An 18,782-nucleotide genomic window follows, 5' to 3' on the forward strand; every position below is an offset into this window, starting at 1 on the left:
CCGCCTCGTTCACGGCCAGCTCGAAGGTCGGCGTGGTGACCTCGCCGATGCCCGGCACCGCCGGCGGGAACTTGACGTAGTCGAGCTGCTGGGCGGCGATGTTCTGGGTCTCCAGCGCCTGGAACTCGGGGCTCTCGCGGACCGAGGCCCTGGCCGCGATCTGGCCGGCCTTGGCCCAGTCGATCGAGTGGTCGCTGATCCAGGCGATGAAGACCTTGGACGCCTGCAGCTTGTTGGGGTCCTTCTGGGCCTGGGAGGTGACCACGAAGTTGTGCGAGCTGCCCCAGACGGCCGGCTGGGCGCCGATCTGCGGCAGCGGGGCCGCCCCCCACTCCAGGCCCTTGACCTTGTCCCACTCGTTCATCATCCAGATGCCGTCCCAGGTGAGGGCGTTCTTGCCCTGCCGGAAGGCGACCGCCTGGGCGTCGTTGGCCACGTTCTTGGGGCTGTAGCCCTGCTGGATGTTGCTGACCTGCCACTCCAGCGCCTGGACGCCGGCGTCGGAGTTGAACTGGGCCTGCGAGCCGTCGGCGTTGTAGGGCGTGCCCCCGAACTGGTGGATCAGCGACCACCACATCAGGTGGGCCGGCCAGGTCGAGGTCACCCAGAACGGGTTCTCGACCCCCTTGGCCTCCATCTCCTTGAGGGCGGCCTCGAAGCTCGCCCGGTCCTTGGGCGCCTCGCTCAGGCCGGCCTTCTGGAGGTCCGCCTGGTTGTAGTAGAAGAGCAGCGGGTGCACGTCCAGCGGAATGCCGTAGCGCTTCTCCTGCCAGATGCCGGCCGACCAGACGGTGGGGGCGAAGTCGCTCTCCTGGTACTCCAGCACGGTGGCGACCTCGTCGACCGGGATGATGACCCGGCGGGCGGCGTTGGTGGCCAGCTGGTCGATGTGCATGATGGCGATGTCGGGGCCGTTGCCACTGGACACCGCCGTGGGGACCTTGGCGTAGAAGTCGGCCCACTGGAGCACGTTCATCTCGACCTTGATGTTCTGGTTCTCGCTGTTGAACTGCTCGACCAGCTTGCGCATGAACGGGCCGTCGCCGCCGGTGAAGCCGTTCCAGAAGGCCAGGCTGACGTTCGGGCCGGTGTACTCCTTGCCCTCGCCGAACTGGCCGCCCCCGCCGCCGCCGGCGGCGCCAGGCGGGGCGTCGGTGCCGCCGCCGCAGGCGGCCAGGAGCAGGCCGGCGCCGGCGCCGGCGCCGATCCCGAGGAACTGCCGCCGGCTGAGCGGCCCCTGGTTGCTGTTGCGGTCCTTGCCCATGTCCCCACCTTTCTCGCCCCGGAGGCCGCCGGGGCAACGGTCCTACGGTCGGTAGATGCGGAAGTGGTCGAAGTCGGCGACGGCCCCGGCGCCGCCGTGGGAGATCAGCCCGATCCGGGGGTCGGTGCCGGCGGGCAGGGTCCAGACCCCGCCCCAGGTCCAGTGCCGGCCGTCGCGGCTGGAGGCGGCCCGGAACTCGTGCTCGCCGTTGGCCGGGTCGATGCGGTGGCTGAGGCGCAGCCAGGTCACCGGGGCCGGGGTGCCGACGGCCATGCCGCCCCAGGAGGTGCCGTCGGCGAACGGCATCTCCTTGCCGAACTCGGTCTGGCGGGTGTTCCAGATGGCCACATGCGACAGGCGCAGGAAGTGGTCGTCGTCCAGGTAGGCGATCAGGCCGGCCTGCTGGAAGTTGCGGACCTCGTCGACGCCGAGGTCGATGGCCAGCCTGGTCTCGACGGTGTAGGCGCCGGCCGGGGCGTCGCGCAGCAGCACCGAGGCGGTCTCGTCGGGGCCGACCAGGTCGCCGGGCTGGGTCGGCCAGCGGAGCGCCCCACCGGTCTCGGTGACGGCCGGGTCCGGCCCGCGCACCCAGCTCCAGCCCGGGCCGCCCACGGTGCCGTCGCCGAACTCGTCGGCGTACACCAGCTCGCCGACCCGCGGCGGCGGCACCCGGTGGCGCACCGGGTCGTACAGGCGGGCGGCGCCCAGGTTGGCCGCCTCGGCCGGCCCGCAGCGGGCGGCCGCCCCGACGGCGCCGGCCCCGCCGGTCCCGTGCGGCAGGACCCGGCGCTGGACGGCCACCGGGTCGTGCAGCCGGGCGTCGGTGACCTCCACGGTGAGCAGACGGCCGCGCAGCTCGGCGGCGACGTTGTGCCAGGTGTCGTGGCGGAAGCCGGCCGGCAGCGGGCTCGCCTCACGGCCCAGCGACCTCCCGCCCCGGACGACGTCGGTGACCAGGGCGCCGGCCTCCCGGTCGAGCCAGCTGACCACGTAGTTGCGGTGGCTGCGCCAGCTCGTGACCAGCCCGGCGGCGGTCGCGCCCTCGCCGAGGCGCAGGTCCCCCTCGGCCCGGTAGTCGTCCGGCGAGCGGCCGGCGGTGACGTCGAAGGCCGGCTCGCAGCTGTCGGCCGGCGGGTCAAGGGCGCCGTCGGGAAGCGCGACCGTCCAGTCGGTGATCGGGGCCCGCTGGGGCCCCTCCGAGGCCCAGCGGCCGGCCCGGACCGTCGGCCAGCCGTCGATCCAGTCGAGGCGGTCGAGCAGCATCGGTCGCTCGTTGATGCCGAAGGGCTCGTCGAGGAAGGGGTCGCGCCGGTCGATGGCGTGGTAGACGAACCAGTCCTGGCCGGCCAGGTCGGTGACGACGGCGTTGTGGCCGGTGCCGACCCAGGTGTTGCCGTTGGGGGTGACGACGATGGTGCCGCCGACCCTGGAGGTGACCAGGGAGATGCCGTCGCGGTCGACGAACGGGCCCAGGGGGCTGGCCGAGCGGCCCGCGAACACCGTGTAGCCGGTGGTCGGGCCGGCGCAGCAGTTGGCCTCGGAGGCGAACAGGTAGTACCAGCGGCCGTGGCGGACGACGTAGGCGCCCTCGTAGCGGTTGTCGATGGCGACCATGGTCGGGGTGCCGACCGCCCGGGTGGCGTCGTCGTTGAGCTCGGTGACGAAGATGCCGCCGTAGTAGGAGCCGTAGTAGAGGTAGCGGGTGCCGTCGATGTCGGTGAACTGCGAGGGGTCGAAGGTCCACTTGAAGTCGCCCGGGTTGCCGCTGTCGCCCCGGCGGGGGCCGACCACCGGCTCGCCCGAGTCGGTCCAGGGCCCGGTCGGGGTCGGGGCCGTGGCCACGCCGATGGCGTTGTCGTTGGGCTCGTCGGTCACGGTCGTCTGGGTGACGACGTAGTAGAGGTAGTAGGTGCCGTCCAGGTAGCGGATGTCGGGAGCCCAGAGGGCGGCGTCCGGGGCGGCCCAGGCGGGCAGCGTCGACTCGGTGAAGGCGTCGCCGACGTAGGTCCAGTTGACCAGGTCGGCCGAGCGGGCCGTGGGGATGAGGTGCCGGGTGCGCTCCCCCTCCCGCAGCGGGTCGGTGGTCCCGTAGGCGTACCACCAGCCGTCCTTGGCCTTGATCACGGCCGGGTCGGCGAAGGTGTCGGCGAAGTCGCGGGAGACGGGATTCGTGTAGGTGGCGGGGCTGGGGGCGGCGCCGGCCCGGGGTGCGAGGGCGATCCCGGCCAGGCAGAGGGCGAGCAGTAGGCCGGCGGCGAGGGTCGTTCGACCTGGCCGCTGACGGCCGCCCGGTGAGACCACGGCACGGATCATGGGACCGGACTCCTTCGCTGGACGTCCCTGACCGTCTCTGTTCGCTTCAGGCTACTTTATGTTCGACTTCGTGAGAAGGGCCTAGTTGGCCGTATACCACCCGAATCAGCGCCGGAACCCGGTTCAGCGGGAATGGGGCATGGCGGCGCGCAGGAGCTCGGCCGCCTGCTCGGGGGCGATGTCGTTGATGAACACGCCCGCCCCCGACTCGCTGGCGGCCAGGTACTTGAGCTTGGTGGCCGTGCGGCGGATGGAGAACGCCTCCAGATGGGCGTGGGCCAGGTCGCGGTCGCGCCGCACCGGCGCCTGGTGGCAGGTCAGCATGTAGGGCAGGGGCTGGTCGAACAGCGCGTCGAAGCGGCCGAGGACGTCCTTGAGCAGCGCCGCCAGGCCGTCGCGCTCGTCGTCGCCGAGCGCCGGCAGGTCGGGCAGGTGGCGGGTCGGGAACAGGTGGACCTCGAACGGCCAGCGGGCGCCGAAGGGCACGAAGGCCAGCCAGCCCGGCGCCGTCGCCACCACCCGCTCCCCGTCGGCCTCGGCGGCCACGATCGAACAGCTGCGGCACTCGCCGGTGGCGTCCCGGTAGGCCCGGGCCACGTCCAGCTGGCGGGCCGTCCGCGGGGCCACGAACGGGTAGGCGTAGATCTGCCCGTGGGGGTGGTGCAGGGTGACCCCGATCTCCTCGCCCCGGTTCTCGAACGGGAACACCTGCTCCACCCCGTCCAGGGCGCCCAGCTCCAGGGTCCGGTCGGCCCAGACCTCGACGACCGTGCGGATGCGGCCGACCGGCAGCCGGGCCAGCGCCCCGCCGTGGTCGGCGGTGAAGCAGACGACCTCGCAGCGCCCAACCCCCGGCTGGCGGTGGAACGGTCCGCCATCGGCCACCGGACCGGGGTCGGGAGCCAGCGACGGGAAGCGGTTCTCGAACACCACCACGTCGTAGTCGGCGGCCGGGATCTCGGTCGCCCGGCCCTCCCTGGACGGGCAGAGCGGGCACTGGTCGGCCGGGGGCAGGTGGGTCCGGCCCTGGCGGTGGGAGGCGACCACCACCCACTCCTCGGTCAGCGGGTCGCAGCGGATCTGGCTGGAGGTCACGGCCGCGGTGAGGTCGCGGGTGTCGGGGACGTGGCGGTCGACCCCCTCGCGCTCGTCGAAGTAGAGCAGCTCGCGCCCGTCGGCCAGCCGGATCGAGGTCTTGACCAGCTTCACGACGCCACCTCCTCGGCCGGCTGCCGCCGCGCGTCGACGAGCCGCACGCGGAGCCCGGCGTCGGCCAGCGCCGCCAGGGCCGTCCGGTCGGCTCCGTCGTCGGTGATCAGCTCGTCGACCTCGTCGCAGCGGGCGAAGGTGGCCAGCGACACCTGTCCCAGCTTGCTCGAGTCGGCCACCACCACCACCCGCCGGGCGCCCGCGACCAGGACCCGGTTGGTCTCCGCCTCGGCGATGTTGGGCGTGGTCAGCCCGGCCCTGGCGTCGATCGAGTGCACCCCCAGGAACAGCAGGTCGGTGTTGAGCTGGCGCAGGACGTGGTTGGCGAACGGCCCGACGAGCGCGTCGGACGGCGTCCGGAAGGAGCCGCCGGAGACCACGATCGAGTGCCAGCCGTTGGCCTCGAGGGCGCCGGCGATGTTGAGCGAGTTGGTCACGAAGGTGAGGTCGCGCACCCCGCCGCCGCGCAGGCGCCGCGCCACCTGCCAGGTCGTGGTCCCGGCGGACAGGGCCACCGTCATGCCGTCGTGGACGAGGGCGACGGCCGCCGCGGCGATGGCCGCCTTGGCCGGGGCGTTGACGCGGCGCTTGGCGGCGAAGTGGGGCTCGGCGGCGCCGCCCTTGGCCAGCACGGCCCCGCCGTGGACCTTCTCGACGAGCTGCTGGGCGGCGAGCGCGCCCAGGTCGCGCCGGATGGTCATCTCCGAGACCGCCAGCGCGCCGGCCAGCTCAGCGACCGTGGCGGCACCCGAGGGCATCAGGGCCCGCAGGATGGCGTCGCGACGTTCCTGGGCAAGCACATCGGCCTCCTCGGCCCTACCGTACCGTATCCGACCGACACCGAACAGACTCCATCAGGAACCGCGTGTGAACCTGTTCGAGGTCGTCCAGGACCGGAACCGGTCGGCCACCGGGGTGGCGCGGCGGTGCAAGGTGCCGATCTCATCCGCCTCCAGGTCGTACAGGCCCATCCTGACCAGGTGCTCCCCCACCGGCCCGAGGGCGTCCCGGTACTCCCAGCCAACCAGGTCGAACAACGGCCACCAGGTGTAGCCGACGATCTCCAGGCCCTGGTCTCGCAGGCCGGCCACCAGCTCCAGGGAGGCGTCCAGCCAGGCCAGCCGCCGGGCGACCCCGCCCAGGACGCTGGTCTCGGTGACCATCAGGGGACGCCGGTAGCGGGCGGCGAAGGCGCGGAGCAGCTCCTCCAGCCCGGCCGTCCAGTCGTCGCGCCGGGGGCGGAGGGCGACCGGGACCACCTCCCCGGCCCGGTACTCGGCGGTGGTCAGGTGCGGGTAGTAGTTGACGCCGAGGACGTCGGGGTGGGCCGGGTTGCGCGCGGCCCAGGCCAGGTCGTCGTCGCCGAAGCCGTGGCGGCGCAGGTAGCCGGCCAGCGGGTGATCGTCGTCGACCATGCCGCAGAGCAGGTCCTGGATGAGGAACTGGCGGGCCCGGAGCAGCTCGACCTCCTCGGCGAAGGCCTCGGTCGCCCCCGCGTACCGGAAGGTGGCCTCGACGTGGACGAAGCTGGCCCGGCCGCCGCTGGCCTCGACGACCGCCCGCTGGGCCGCGACCACCCCCCGCACGATCGCCCGGACCAGCTTGACGTAGCCGTCGTGGCCGGTCAGCCGGGGCGGCCAGATGCCCTGCTCGCCGCAGTGCATGGCGGTGATCTGGGGCTCGTTCATCGGCGTCCAGAGGGTGAGCCGGTCCCGGTAGCGGTCGGCCAGGGCGGCCGCGTACTCGGCCAGGCGGTCCGGGAAGTCGGTGTGCAGGAAGGCGTTGTCCAGCCACAGCGGGGTGCCGTAGTGGACCAGGTCGACGATGGCCTCCAGGCCTGAGGGTGTCCAGCCGGTCCACCACCCGGTCGGCCCAGTCCCAGGCGAACCGCCCCGGCGCCGGGTTCAGCCGGTACCAGGGGAACCCGTAGCGGATCGCCCCGGCGCCGGCCGCGGCGGCCAGGCCCAGGTCCTCGGACCAGAAGCGGTAGTGCTGGGTCAGCTCATACTCGTCCAGCGCCCGGTGCCCGGGGAAGGCATGGGGGACGAAGGTGTCCTCGATCCCGACCGCGAACCGGAAGCCGCTGCCCATCGTGGCAAGATACCCGCGACCTGCAGGCGGGTGAAGGAGGCGTCGTGCCCGGCGTTCGGCATGGCCGCCTGCTCGCGCTGGCGCTGGCGCTGACCGGGGCGGTGCTGGCCGGGTGCTCGGGCGGGGAGGCGCCGCGGGGCACGGTCAACGTGCCCATGTACGACAACTTCTTCGCCCGCGAGGTGACCCGGGTGCCGGCCGGGTCCACCGTCCGGTTCCCCAATGAGGGCCGGGCGCCGCACAACGCCGTGGCCGTCGACGGGACCTGGCGGACGCCGGAGCGGATCGGGGCCGACGAGGCGGCCACGGTCGTGCTCGACCAGCCGGGCGTGTACCGCTTCTACTGCACCTTCCACGCCACCGAGGACGGCCGCCAGGGCATGGCCGCCACCATGGTCGTTGGCGACGTCACCTTCTACCCGGGCCAGGAGGACGGGGGCCCGGCGGTGGCGCCGGTGAAGCGGGCCAGCGGGGTCACCCGGCGGGTGCCCGAGGACCACGACACCATCCAGGCCGCCGTCGACGCGGCCAAGCCGGGCGACCTGGTCCTGGTCGGCCCCGGGACCTACCGCGAGGAGGTCAAGGTGGCCGTGCCGTCGGTGGTGATCCGCGGCCGCGACCGCGACGAGGTGGTGGTGGACGGCGAGTTCCAGCGGCCCAACGGGATCGCCGTGACCGCCGACGGGGTCGCGGTCGAGAACCTGACCGTCCGCAACGCGCTCATCAACGGGCTGTTCTGGACCGGGGTGCGCGGCTACCGGGCCAGCTACGTGACCGCCTACAACAACAAGGACTACGGCATCTACGCCTTCGACTCGGTCGACGGCCTGTTCGAGCACTCCTACGCCTCGGGGTCGCCCGACTCGGGCTTCTACATCGGCCAGTGCCATCCCTGCGACGCCGTCATCGACGGGGTGCTGGCCGAGAACAACGCCCTCGGCTACTCGGGCACCAACGCCGGCGGCAACCTCCAGATCGTCCGCTCCACCTGGCGGCGCAACTGGGCCGGGATCGTCCCCAACACCCTCGACTCGGAGCTGCTGCCGCCGTTCCGGCAGGTCGACATCGTCGGCAACCTGGTCGAGGCCAACCACAACCGCGGCGCGCCCGGGGTGCCGCTGGAGTGGGGCCCGTTCGGCAACGGCATCGTCCTCGGCGGCGGGAACGACTCGCGGGTCGAGCGCAACCGGGTCCGCGACCACGTCCACCACGGCGTCCTGGTCACCCCCAACCTGGACGAGCACATCTGGACCTCGTCGGGCAACCGGGTGGTGGGCAACGTGGTCGAGGGGTCGGGCCGGGCCGACCTGGCCCTGGCCGCCCCGGCCGGCGACGGCAACTGCTTCCAGGGCAACCAGGCCCGGACCTCGATCCCGGTGGGGCTGCAGGCCTTCCAGCGGTGCTCGGGGCTACGGCTGCCGCTGCGCATGGACCTGTCCACCACCCTGGCCAGCCTCGGCCAGGTCGCCGAGGCCAACACCGGCGCCTACCCGATGAACCGGCCCGAGGACCAGCCGGCGCCCCCGCCCCAGCCGCAGCTCCCCGGCGGGGCCGCGGCGCCGGTTCGCCCGGCCGTCGACGTCTTCGCCGCCGCCAGGGTCGACCTGGACCGGGTCCCGGTCCCCGGCGCCCCCGACCTGCCACCGACCGTCCGCAAGGAGCCAACCGTGTTCGGCGTCCCGATCCTCGCCGCCTCCCCCTGGCAGCTCGTCTTCGCCCTCTACGGCTACCTGCTGCCGTTCGTGCTGTATGCCGCCTGGACCTCCCTGGCCCTGTGGGACCTGGCCCGCCGCGACGACCTGAGCCGCGGCGCGGCCATCGGCTGGATCGCGGTCATCCTGCTGGTGCCGTTCCTGGGCGTGATCGCCTACCACGTCCTGGGCCGCCCCCGCCTCCCCGCCTGGCTGCGGGCGGCCGTGATCGGCGGCGGCCTGTTCGCCTACCTGGTCGTGCTCGGGGTCGGCGCCCTCCTGGGCGGGATCGCCTGAGCGGCCGGCGCGCCGTGGTCAGCGTCACCGGTCGGGCCGTGGGAGCCGGCTGGGGTCGACCTGGACGACCTGGCTGCCGGTGGTGACCCAGATGGCCCCCGGTCCGACCGCGACCCCGCGCACCCCCGCCCAGGTGCTCCAGCGGAACCGGTGCGCTCCGCCGCCCGGTCCGGCCATCCACCCGCGACAGCAGCTGATTCAGGTCGGTCACCACGTACGCTCCGTCGTCCCCGGCGGCCAGGTTCCGGGGTGCCGGCGCGGTGACTCCCAGATCGTAGCGACCGGACGCCAGATCGAACCGCCGGACCGCGCCCGCGCCCGTGTCGGCGACCCACAGGGCTCCCGGCGCGGCCGACAGCGCCTGGATCCGGCCCCTGGGATCCGGCGGCGGCACCCGCGTCACCACCCTGGCCGAGGCGGCGTCGACGGACAGCAGCGACCCACGGGCGGTCCCCACCCAGATCCTGTCCCGGCCGGCGACCACCGCCATCGGGCCTTCCGGGACCGGGACGCGGTCGGTGACCTGGTTGCGGCGGCCGTCCACCCGCAGCAGCATCCCGGCCGGGCGTGCGCCGTGCTCGAGCGCGCAGCAGGTCACCCAGACGGTGTCGCCCACCGCGGCCACCCCGACCGGCCCGTACAGCACCTTGCCCAGCCGGACCCGTCCCATCACCCGGTTGGTGGCCCGGTCGACGCGCCACAGCAGCTCCGACCGCTCCTCCGGGACCCAGGCCGTGTCTGCCGACACCGCCACGGCACCCAGATCCGCCGAGGGGAGGCCGATCGGGACGCTGGCCACGATCCGGTGGGTCGAGGGGTCGATCCGGTCCAGGCGGCGCTCGGCAACCACCCACAGGCTGCCGGCGTCCAGCACCAGCTGCCGCGGCTTCCCGGAGATCCTGATGCGTGCCAGCACCGGCGACGGCGGCTCGGCCGAGCCTGGCCCGGACGCGGGAGCGCCCTCGCGGTTGACCGCCGCCCACACGGCGGCCGACACCACGGCCGCCAAGACGGCGGCCACGAGCGCGAGAAGTCCGCGATGTCGGCGCACCGCCCAACGCTAGCCCACCCACGACCGCGGGGTGCACGCCGGTGGAGCACCCCGATGGTAGAGGCTCAGCCTGGAACCGGCGCCGGATCGGTGCGGGTGCGGCCGTAGAGGGTGGTGCGCTGCTCCAGGCGGCGGCCCAGGGGCTCGACGATGGCCCGGAACTCGGCCTCCTCCATGAGCTGGCCGTGGCTGGCCCCGGCGGCGCGGCTGATGTTCTCGTCCATCAGGGTGCCGCCGAGGTCGTTGACCCCGGCCAGCAGGGCCTGGCGGACGCCGTCGGCGCCCATCTTGACCCACGACACCTGGATGTTGTCGATCAGGCCGCGGTAGGCGATCCGCCCGACGGCGTGGATCAGCACCGCCTCCCGGAAGGTGGGCCCGGGCCGGGACTGGCGCTTGCGGTACATGGGCGCGGCCATGTGCACGAACGGCAGCGGCACGAACTCGGTGAACCCGCCCGTCTCGGCCTGCAGGGCCCGGGTCCGGAGCAGGTGCCTGGCCCAGTGCCGGGGCGACTCGACGTGGCCGAACATGATGGTGATGTTGGAGCGCAGCCCCACCGAGTGGGCGACCCGGTGGACCTCAAGCCACTCGTCGGTGGTCACCTTGTCGGGGCAGATGACGGCCCGGACCTCGTCGTCGAGGATCTCGGCGGCGGTGCCGGGCAGGCTGGCCAGGCCGGCCGCCTTGAGCCGCAGCAGGTAGTCGCGGAGCGGCTCGCCGAGCCGGCGGGCGCCCTCGTGGACCTCGAGGGCGGTGAAGCCGTGGATGTGCATGCCGGGCACGGCCTCGTGGACGGCCTCGGCCACGTGCAGGTAGTAGTCGCCGTCGAAGCTGGGGTGGATGCCGCCCTGGAGGGTGACCTCGGTGGCCCCGCGCTGGTCGGCCTCGACCACCCGCCGGGCCACCTCGTCCAGGCCCAGCAGGTAGGGCGCGCCGCGCAGGTTGAGGCTGGCCGGGCCCTTGGAGAAGGCGCAGAAGCGGCAGCGGAAGGTGCAGACGTTGGTGTAGTTGATGTTGCGGTTGCGGACGAAGGTGACCACGTCCCCGACGGCCTGGCGGCGCAGGTCGTCGGCGAGCTCGGCCACCGCCCGCACCTCCGGTCCCCTGGCCGCGAACAGGGCGGCCAGCTCGTCCTCCCCCGGCTGCTGCCCGGCCACCACCCCCCTCAGGACCTCCCCCACCCGGCCGCCGGCCGCCATGCCGGGGAACCGGACCGGGTCGATCAGGATGGGCGGCGGCTCGTGGTCGCCGGCCGCCCAGCGGTCGTCGCGGCCAAGGGCCTCGGCGTCGGAGCGGTCCAGCACCGGGAACCGGAGGTCGGGGTCGAGCCAGCGCCCGGGGTCGGCGGCGAGCTCGGGGTAGATGGTGAGCCGCGGGGCCAGGGTCATACCGGCCGCCTCGGTCACTGCCCGCAGCCGCTCGAGCGCCGGCCAGGGCGCCTCCGGGTTGACATGGTCGGCGGTGACGGGCGAGACCCCGCCCCAGTCGTCGATGCCCGCCTCCAGCAGGACCCCGAAGTCCTCGGTGAGGTTGGGCGGGGCCTGGAGGTGGATCCGCGGGTCGAGCAGGACCCGGGCGGCCGCGATCGTCCACAGGTAGTCCTCCAGCGCCGGCGGCGCGGCCCCGGCCATGGCCGTGCCCGGCTTGGGGCGGAAGTTCTGGACGATCACCTCCTGCACGTGGCCGTGGCGGCGGTGGGCGGCGCCGATGGCGGCCAGCGCCTCCAGCCGCTCGGCCCGGGTCTCGCCGATCCCGACCAGGATCCCGGTGGTGAACGGGATGGCCAGCTCCCCCGCCGCCTCCAGGGTGGCCAGCCGGCGCGCCGGCAGCTTGGTCTGGCAGCGGGCGTGGGGGCCGCCCGGCTCGTGGAGGCGCTCCGACAGCGACTCCAGCATCATCCCCTGGCTGGCCGAGACCCGCCGCAGGGCGGCCAGCTCGGCCGGGAGCAGGGCGCCGGCGTTGGCGTGGGGCAGCAGCCCGGTCTCGGTGAGGACCAGCCGGCAGGCGTCGGCCAGGTAGTCGACGGTGCTGTCGTGGCCGAGGGCGCCAAGGGCCTCGCGGGCCACCGGGTAGCGCTCCTCGGGCCGCTCCCCCAGGGTGAACAGCGCCTCGTGGCAGCCGGCGGCCGCCCCGGCCCGGGCGATCTCCAGCACCTCCTCGGGGCCCAGGTAGGGCGACGCGCCCAGGCGGGCCGGCGGCTTGGCGAAGGTGCAGTAGCCGCAGTGGTCGCGGCAGAGCATGGTCAGGGGGATGAACACCTTCGGCGAGTAGGTGACCCGGGTCCCGTGGTGGCGGTCGCGGATGCGGCGGGCCTCGGTCAGCAGCTCGTCCAGCGGGGTGCCCGGGGAGATGTCCATGTACGGCAGCCTCAGGCCATCACTTCAAAAAGTCAAGCAATCCCGCCCACGATCCAGGCGCGACCCGGGGCGCGACCCACGCGCGACCGGGCGCGACCCAACCCGACCCGGGATCGTGGGCCCCTACCGGGAGGGTAGCCGAGGCGTCGGATCGGGGTGCTCGGCTTTCCACAACCCTGGTGGTACGGTCGGGCCGTGCCCAAGCTCTACCCGCTGCCCGGGCCGGTGGCCCGATCGCTCGAGGTTGTCGGCGACCGCTGGACCCTGCTGGTGGTCCGCGAGCTGCTGCTCGACGGGCGGCGCTGGGCCGAGCTGGAGCGGGCCCTGCCCGGCATCCCCTCCAACCTGCTGGCCGAGCGGCTGCGCCTGCTGGAGGAGGAGGGCGTGGTCGAGCGGGCCACCGAGGGCCGCGTCTACCACCTCACCGACAAGGGCCGCGACCTGGCCCCGGTCCTGGCCAGCCTGGCCTCCTGGGGGACCCGCCACTGCGGCGAGCCGTCCTCGGCCCTGGCCACCCACGCCGGCTGCGGCGGCCGGGTCCTGATCCGCTCCAGCTGCGCCCGCTGCGGCCAGCCCGTGCCGCCCGAGGCCCTGGACGTCCGCGGCCTTCGCTGACCGCTGCCACCTTCGGGGGCCCTGCGTCGTGTACAAGCCGGAGTTGAGGGAGCCAGGATCATCGTGGCCGACGCCCGGCCGGGTCCGCGACGAGGTCGCGCTGTCGGGTCCGGCCGCAAAGGGGGCGCATCATGAAGCGGTTCCTGGTCGCATTCATCCTGTCGATGCTCGCCGGGTGGGCGGTCCCGGCCGGGGCGGCTGGCGCACGGCCGCACACCAGCACCTGGCACCGACTGAACCCCGACCAGTCCAACCCCGCCCCCGAGCACGAGCGGCTCCGCTGCAGGGAGGCGGCCGTCTGGGCGTGCCATTACGACAAGGTGCCCGAACCGCGGCTGAACTTCTCCTGGGACCGCACCACCGCGAAGTTCGCCGGCCGGGACGTCACCGCCAGCTGGGCCTGCCCGGCATGGTTCACCGAGTGCGCGGCCGTAACCCGCGTGGTGGATGGGGTGGTGGTGAAGATCCGACCGGATGCCTTGGCGTGTCCATGGTTCAGCAGCTTCAGGCGAGCCCTGGCGGCGAACCCGTTCCCCCTGCCATTCGACGGCGTCGCCTGGCCCGATTCTGACTGCATCTTCGCCCCACAGCGCTGAATCGGGTCGACACAAAGGACCTGTCCGTGGCCGACACCCAGGGATTCGAGGAGTTCTACACGGCCACCGTCGGCCGGCTGCTCGGCCAGCTGTTCCCCGTCACCGGCGACCTCCACGAGGCCGAGGAGGTCGTGCAGGAGGCCTTCGCCCGGGCCTCGATCCGCTGGAGCCGGATCCGCGACTACGACGTGCCCGAGGCCTGGGTGCGCCGGGTGGCCATGAACCTGGCCGCCGACCGCCACCGCCGGCGCCACCGGCAGGTGGCTGCCCTGCACCGGGCCGGCCCGCCGCCCTCGGTGCCACCGGTGTCGGTGGAGGCCTTGGCGCTGGTCCACGCCCTCGGCACGCTGCCCATCCGGCATCGGCAGGCGATCGTGCTCCACTACCTGGTGGACCTGCCGGTCGAGGAGGTGGCGGCCACCCTCGGCACCAGCGCCGGTACGGTCAAGAGCTGGCTGGCCCGGGGCCGGCGCGAGCTGGCGGGACGGCTGGGCGAGCCCGAGGAGGTGGGCAACTCGTGAACGACCTGCGCGAGCACCTCCACGAGCTGGCCGACGCGGCCGCCCGCCACGGGACCACCACCGGCCCGGCGGCCGCCATCCGCCGCGGCCGGCAGCGCCGCCGGCGGATGGCGGGTGCCGTCGCGGCCGTCCTCGCCCTCGTCGTGGCCGTCGGCAGCGGCTCCCTGGGCCGGCTGGCCCAGCCGGACCTGCCGGCGACCACACCCTCGACGACCCTCCTGCCCGTCCCCAAGCTGGACGTCACCACCCCGGAGTTCGCCGCCGGCACACGCCAGGCCGCCGCCTTCGACGCCCTGGTCGCCCAGGTCAGGCGCTGCCCCGGCGGGTACACCGCACCGGCCCTGATCGGCTACTACCGGTCGGCCGAGTACCGCCGCCTGGTTCTGGTGGCCGGCAAGCGACCCGGGCTCGGGGAGACGACCATCTGCTGGGCGGCGGCCGTGTTCGACCTCGACGGCAAGGCCGAGCGCCTGGACGCCGTCCGGCCCGCGTCCACCGCCGTACCGCTGACGGCCACGAACGGCGGGTCCAGCAACGTGGGGGTCGTGCAGGGGCAGACGGCCAAGGAGGCGGCCCTCGTTCGGGTCCGGTTCCGCGACCAGCCGGCGCTCCTGGACCTACCGGTGATCCAGTCCTGGGGCAGCTACGTGGTCAACCTCTACATTGGCCTCTTCCCTCCGGGCTGGGTACCCGTCGAGGTGACCGCCTACGACGCGAACGGGCGCCAGGTCGCCGGCTGCGCCCTCGACCCGTCGGCCGCCACCCTGGGGCGGTGCCCCGGCACGTGAGGCTCAGCCCAGGGCGACCGGGACCGCGCCGTCGGCGACGGCGGCGACGATGGTGGCGGCGCCCACGATCTGGGCCCCTTCGACCAGGTCGGCCTCGGTGATGCCGCGGGGGGTGGTGCAGGCGCTGCAGCCCCAGATCTGGCCGCCGGCCTCGACGAACGAGGCCAGCAGCTCGGACAGCTCGGGGAAGCCGTCGGCCTCCACCGTCTCGGCGTAGCCGCGCTTGCACAGCCAGGCGCCCTCGATGGTCAGCACCACCACCACCTCCTGGCCGGAGGCGGCGGCCACGTTGGCCCCGATGAACGGGACGATCGCCCGCTCCGGGTCGTCGCGCCCGTGGGTGCAGTGGAACAGCATCCTGGTCAACTGGCTCGGCCTCCCGGGTAGCGGTCGCTCCGACAGGGCAGACTAGCCTGCGGCGGACGACGACGAGGAGGGGTCGTGGCGAGGACGCGCATGGTGGTGGTCGGAGGCGACGCGGCCGGCATGAGCGCCGCCGCCCAGGCGCGCAAGCGCCGTGGCCCCGAGGACCTGGAGATCGTCGCCTTCGAGCGGGGGCGGCACACCTCCTACTCGGCCTGCGGGCTCCCCTACTACGCCGGCGACATCGTCAAGGACTGGCGTGACCTGGTCGCCCGCACCCCGGAGGAGCACGCCGAGCAGGACATCGAGGTCCGCACCCGGCACGAGGTCGACCACGTCGACCTGGACGCCCGCCGGGTCCGGGCCCGCGACCTGGACGGCGACCGGGTCGTCGAGGAGCCGTGGGACCTGCTGGTGATGGCCACCGGGTCCGAGCCGCTGCGGCCGCCCATCGACGGCATCGACCTGCCGGGGGTGTACGGGCTGTCGGTGCTCCAGGACGGCATCGAGCTGCGCAAGGCGGTCGACGCCGGCCCGGAGCGGGCGGTGATCGTCGGCGGCGGCTACATCGGCCTGGAGGCGGCCGAGGCCCTGGTCTCCCGGGGCATCCGCACCGCCCTGGTCGAGGCGGCGCCGCAGGTGATGAACCGGATCGACCCCGACATGGGCGAGCTCGTCTCCAAGGCGGTCAGGGACATCGGGGTCGAGCTCCACCTCGAGGAGGAGGTCGAGGCGATCGAGGGCGACGGGCGCGTCCGGGCGGTCCGGACGGCCGAGCGCACCCTGGAGGCCGACCTCGTGGTGCTCGGTCTCGGCACCCGGCCGGCCGTGGGGCTGGCCGAGTCCTCCGGGATCGAGCTCGGCCAGAGCGGCGCCATCGCCGTCAACCCGCGCATGCAGACCCGGCACGACGGGGTGTGGGCGGCCGGCGACTGCGCCGAGGCCCGGCACCTCGTCACCGGCAAGCCGGTCAGTTACCACCTGGGCACCATCGCCAACAAGCAGGGCCGGGTCTGCGGCATCAACATCGGCGGCGGCTACGCCACCTTCCCCGGCGTGCTCGGCACGGCCGTGTCCAAGGTGTGCGACGTCGAGGTCGCCCGCACCGGGCTGTCCGAGGCCGAGCTGCGCGACCTGGGCCTGGAATGGGAGCAGGCGGCGATCGACTCGACGACCAGGGCCGGCTACTTCCCGGGGGCCGCCCCGATCCGGACCAAGGTGCTGGCCGACCCCCGCTCCGGGCGGCTGCTCGGCGCCCAGATCGTCGGCAAGGAGGGGGCGGCCAAGCGCATCGACGTGCTCGCCACCGCCATCTGGAACGGCATGAGCGTGCAGGAGATGGTCAACCTCGACCTTTCCTACGCGCCGCCCTTCTCCCCGGTCTGGGACCCGGTGCTGATCGCCGTGCGCAAGGCCGCCGAGCAGGTCGAGCGGTCGCTGGACGACCACCTGTAAGGCGGCCCCCGCCGGGCCCGGTGCAGCCCGTGCTTGGTCCGCCGACCGATTAGGATGAGACGGTCATCCCGTCTGCGGCCGGAACAGCGATGCCATTCGACCTGCAACCGATCGACGTGCTCCTGCTCGTCCTGCTCGCCCTGGCCGCGTTGAGCGGCTGGCGGCGCGGGTTCGCGATGGTGCTGCTCGGCTACCTGGGGCTGCTGGTCGGGCTGGCCCTGGGGGCGTGGGCGGCCACCCGGGCGGGGCTGCTGGTCTCGCCCGACAGCTCGGCGCGGCGGCTGGTGACCGCGGTGATCGTGTTCTTCCTGGTCGCCGCCGCCTGCCACGCCGTCGGCAACCTGCTCGGCATCCGGGTCCGCTCGCTGCTGGGCGGGCGCTGGACGAGCCGGGCCGACGCCATCGGCGGGGCGGTGGTGGCCACCATCGTCGCCGCCATCGCCATGTGGTTCGTCGCCCTGACCCTGAGCAACGTGCCGCTGTCGCCGTTCTCCCGGGCGGTGCACTCCTCCAGCGTGCTGCGGACCATCGACACCTACGCCCCCCGGCCCCCGGCGGCCCTGGCCCAGCTGCGGGGCCTGCTCGACCGCTCGGGGTTCCCGGAGGCGTTCAACACCCTGCGGCCCCCGGTGGTCTCCGGGGCGCCGCCCGAGGCGTCCAGGAACCCGGCGGTGCTGCGGGCCGCCAACTCCACCCTCCAGATCCGGAGCCGCGGCTGCGGCGGGATCCTGTTCGGCAGCGGCTTCCCGGTCGCCAACGACCTGGTGGTCACCAACGCCCACGTGGTCGCCGGCGCGCGCCGCCACGAGGTCGTGACCAACGAGAACGTCCGGGCCGGGGCCACCGTCGTCTACCTCGACCCGAGCCGCGACCTGGCCCTGCTCTCGGTCCCCGACCTGCCGGTGCGGCCGCTGCGCCTGGCCGGGGCGCCGGCCCGGCCGGGCCAGCAGGCGGTGGTGCTCGGCTACCCGGCCGGCGGCCGCCAGGACTACATCGGGGCCGAGATCGTGCAGCGGGTCCAGCCGGAGGCGCCGGACATCTACGCCCGGCCGCAGGGCAGCCGCCGCGACATCTACGTGCTCCACGCCCGGGTGCGCAAGGGGGTCAGCGGCGGCCCGGTGGTCGACCTGCGCGGCCGGCCGCTCGGGGTGGTGTTCGCCGCCTCGACGGTCGAGCGCAGCGAGGGCTACGCCCTCACCAACGCCGAGGTCCGCCGGGCCATCAACCGCAACGCCGGCAACCGCCGCCCCGTGCCGGTCGGCGGCTGCGCGGTCTAGGCAGGGGTGGACAAGGCAGCCCGGCAGGCCTCCTCGAAGGTGGCCAGGTCGCGGGGCATGAGGCGGCGGGCGGCGCCGTTGCCGACCACGACCCGGTTGCGCAGCCCCTCGGCCAGGGGCCGGGCCACCGCCGCCGGCACGTCGGTGACCAGCCCGATCCAGTGCGACGACAGCCCCGGGGTGAACAGGGGCACGCTGACGATCAGCCGCCGCCGGCCCTCCAGGCGGGCGAACCGCAGCATCATCTCCCGGTAGGTCAGGACCTCGGGCCCGCCGATCTCCAGCCGCTGGGCGCGGGTCGCGTCGGTGGTGGCGGCGTCGGCCAGGTAGCCGACGGCGTCGGCGAGGGCGATGGGCTGGCTGGCCGTCTCCACCCAGCGGGGGCAGACCATCACCGGCAGCCGCCGGACGAGCTGGACCAGCATCTCGAAGCTGGCCCCGCCCCGGCCGAGCACGATCGCCGCCCGCAGCACGGTCAGGTCGGGCCCGGTCGAGGCCAGCACGTCCTCGACCGCCCGCCGGCTGGCCAGGTGCTGGCTGAGCCCTTCGCGCTCGTCGCCCAGGCCCGACAGGTACACCACCCGGTCGACCCCGGCCGCCCTGGCCGCCCGGCCGAAGGCGCGGGCGTGGCGCAGGTCGCGGCGGGCGAACTCGCCCTTCTCGGCCATGGAGTGGACCAGGTAGTAGGCGACCTCGGCCCCGTCGAGGGCCGGCCCCAGGCTGGCCTCGTCGTCCAGGTCGAACCGGTGGGCGCCCGCCCCGGCCGGGCCGCGGTAGCGGCCGGGGTCGCGGACGGCGGCCCGGACCCGGTGGCCCCGCCCCACCAGCTCGGGAACGAGGGCGCCGCCGACGAACCCGCTGGCCCCGCTGACCAGGATCTCCATGCCGGCC

Annotated in this window: 16 protein-coding genes; 7 read left to right on the plus strand and 9 right to left on the minus strand. The window is 74.1% G+C overall.

All coding sequences use genetic code 11. The features are described 5' to 3' along the window. The 5 genes from VF468_16325 to VF468_16345 form a co-directional block, all read right to left on the minus strand. On the minus strand, positions 1-1,264 hold a 1,264-nt coding region (locus tag VF468_16325), incomplete at its 3' end, for an ABC transporter substrate-binding protein (GenBank protein HEX5879860.1). A 42-nt stretch (positions 1,265-1,306) separates the two neighbouring features. Continuing rightward, the gene (locus VF468_16330; GenBank protein ID HEX5879861.1) at positions 1,307-3,577 is read right to left on the minus strand and encodes a family 43 glycosylhydrolase; all 2,271 of its coding nucleotides are present in this window, start codon (positions 3,575-3,577) and stop codon (positions 1,307-1,309) included. Between the two features lie 123 nt (positions 3,578-3,700). Beyond that, entirely contained in the window at positions 3,701-4,780 is a 1,080-nt protein-coding gene (galT, locus tag VF468_16335) for a galactose-1-phosphate uridylyltransferase (protein HEX5879862.1), read from the minus strand. Between the two features lie 2 nt (positions 4,781-4,782). After that, positions 4,783-5,586 carry a DeoR/GlpR family DNA-binding transcription regulator gene (locus tag VF468_16340; protein HEX5879863.1) on the minus strand — a complete coding sequence of 268 codons (804 nt, stop codon included), beginning with the start codon at positions 5,584-5,586 and terminating at the stop codon, positions 4,783-4,785. Positions 5,587-5,640: 54 nt separating this feature from the next. Beyond that, positions 5,641-6,621, minus strand: a complete 981-nt coding sequence (locus tag VF468_16345; GenBank protein ID HEX5879864.1) for a family 1 glycosylhydrolase — start codon at positions 6,619-6,621, stop codon at positions 5,641-5,643. 300 nt (positions 6,622-6,921) lie between these two features. On the opposite strand from VF468_16345, the gene VF468_16350 reads away from it, so the two are divergent. Next, complete coding sequence (locus VF468_16350; GenBank protein ID HEX5879865.1) at positions 6,922-8,865, plus strand: right-handed parallel beta-helix repeat-containing protein; 1,944 nt, start codon at positions 6,922-6,924, stop codon at positions 8,863-8,865. Between the two features lie 24 nt (positions 8,866-8,889). On the opposite strand, the gene VF468_16355 is transcribed toward VF468_16350, so the two are convergent. Both VF468_16355 and cofH read right to left on the minus strand, forming a co-directional pair. After that, positions 8,890-9,042, minus strand: coding sequence for a hypothetical protein (locus VF468_16355; protein HEX5879866.1), 153 nt, complete (start codon positions 9,040-9,042; stop codon positions 8,890-8,892). 939 nt (positions 9,043-9,981) lie between these two features. Further along, entirely contained in the window at positions 9,982-12,276 is a 2,295-nt protein-coding gene (gene cofH, locus VF468_16360; GenBank protein HEX5879867.1) for a 5-amino-6-(D-ribitylamino)uracil--L-tyrosine 4-hydroxyphenyl transferase CofH, read from the minus strand. Between the two features lie 195 nt (positions 12,277-12,471). Between cofH and VF468_16365 the strand changes: the two genes are divergently transcribed. The 4 genes from VF468_16365 (at position 12,472) to VF468_16380 (ending at position 14,796) form a co-directional block, all read left to right on the plus strand. Beyond that, positions 12,472-12,891, plus strand: a complete 420-nt coding sequence (locus tag VF468_16365) for a winged helix-turn-helix transcriptional regulator (GenBank protein HEX5879868.1) — start codon at positions 12,472-12,474, stop codon at positions 12,889-12,891. Between the two features lie 131 nt (positions 12,892-13,022). Next, positions 13,023-13,487, plus strand: a complete 465-nt coding sequence (locus tag VF468_16370) for a hypothetical protein (protein HEX5879869.1) — start codon at positions 13,023-13,025, stop codon at positions 13,485-13,487. A 26-nt stretch (positions 13,488-13,513) separates the two neighbouring features. Further along, positions 13,514-14,008 (plus strand): SigE family RNA polymerase sigma factor, encoded by a 495-nt coding sequence (locus tag VF468_16375; GenBank protein ID HEX5879870.1) that lies wholly within the window; start codon positions 13,514-13,516, stop codon positions 14,006-14,008. Beyond that, entirely contained in the window at positions 14,005-14,796 is a 792-nt protein-coding gene (locus VF468_16380) for a hypothetical protein (protein HEX5879871.1), read from the plus strand. Before VF468_16375 ends, VF468_16380 begins: the two co-directional genes overlap by 4 nt. Before the next feature lie 3 nt (positions 14,797-14,799). On the opposite strand, the gene VF468_16385 is transcribed toward VF468_16380, so the two are convergent. Beyond that, on the minus strand, positions 14,800-15,153 hold the full coding sequence (locus VF468_16385; GenBank protein ID HEX5879872.1) for a DsrE family protein: 354 nt from the start codon (positions 15,151-15,153) through the stop codon (positions 14,800-14,802). Positions 15,154-15,252: 99 nt separating this feature from the next. On the opposite strand from VF468_16385, the gene VF468_16390 reads away from it, so the two are divergent. Further along, on the plus strand, positions 15,253-16,614 hold the full coding sequence (locus tag VF468_16390) for an FAD-dependent oxidoreductase (protein ID HEX5879873.1): 1,362 nt from the start codon (positions 15,253-15,255) through the stop codon (positions 16,612-16,614). An 89-nt stretch (positions 16,615-16,703) separates the two neighbouring features. Beyond that, positions 16,704-17,891 carry a MarP family serine protease gene (locus VF468_16395; protein ID HEX5879874.1) on the plus strand — a complete coding sequence of 396 codons (1,188 nt, stop codon included), beginning with the start codon at positions 16,704-16,706 and terminating at the stop codon, positions 17,889-17,891. On the opposite strand, the gene VF468_16400 is transcribed toward VF468_16395, so the two are convergent. Further along, a partial coding sequence (locus VF468_16400; protein HEX5879875.1) for an NAD(P)H-binding protein occupies positions 17,888-18,782 on the minus strand: 895 nt, incomplete at its 5' end. The two genes, VF468_16395 and VF468_16400, sit on opposite strands and share 4 nt — an antisense overlap.

It is taken from the genome of Actinomycetota bacterium (assembly GCA_036280995.1).
Lineage (GTDB): Bacteria > Actinomycetota > CALGFH01 > CALGFH01 > CALGFH01 > CALGFH01.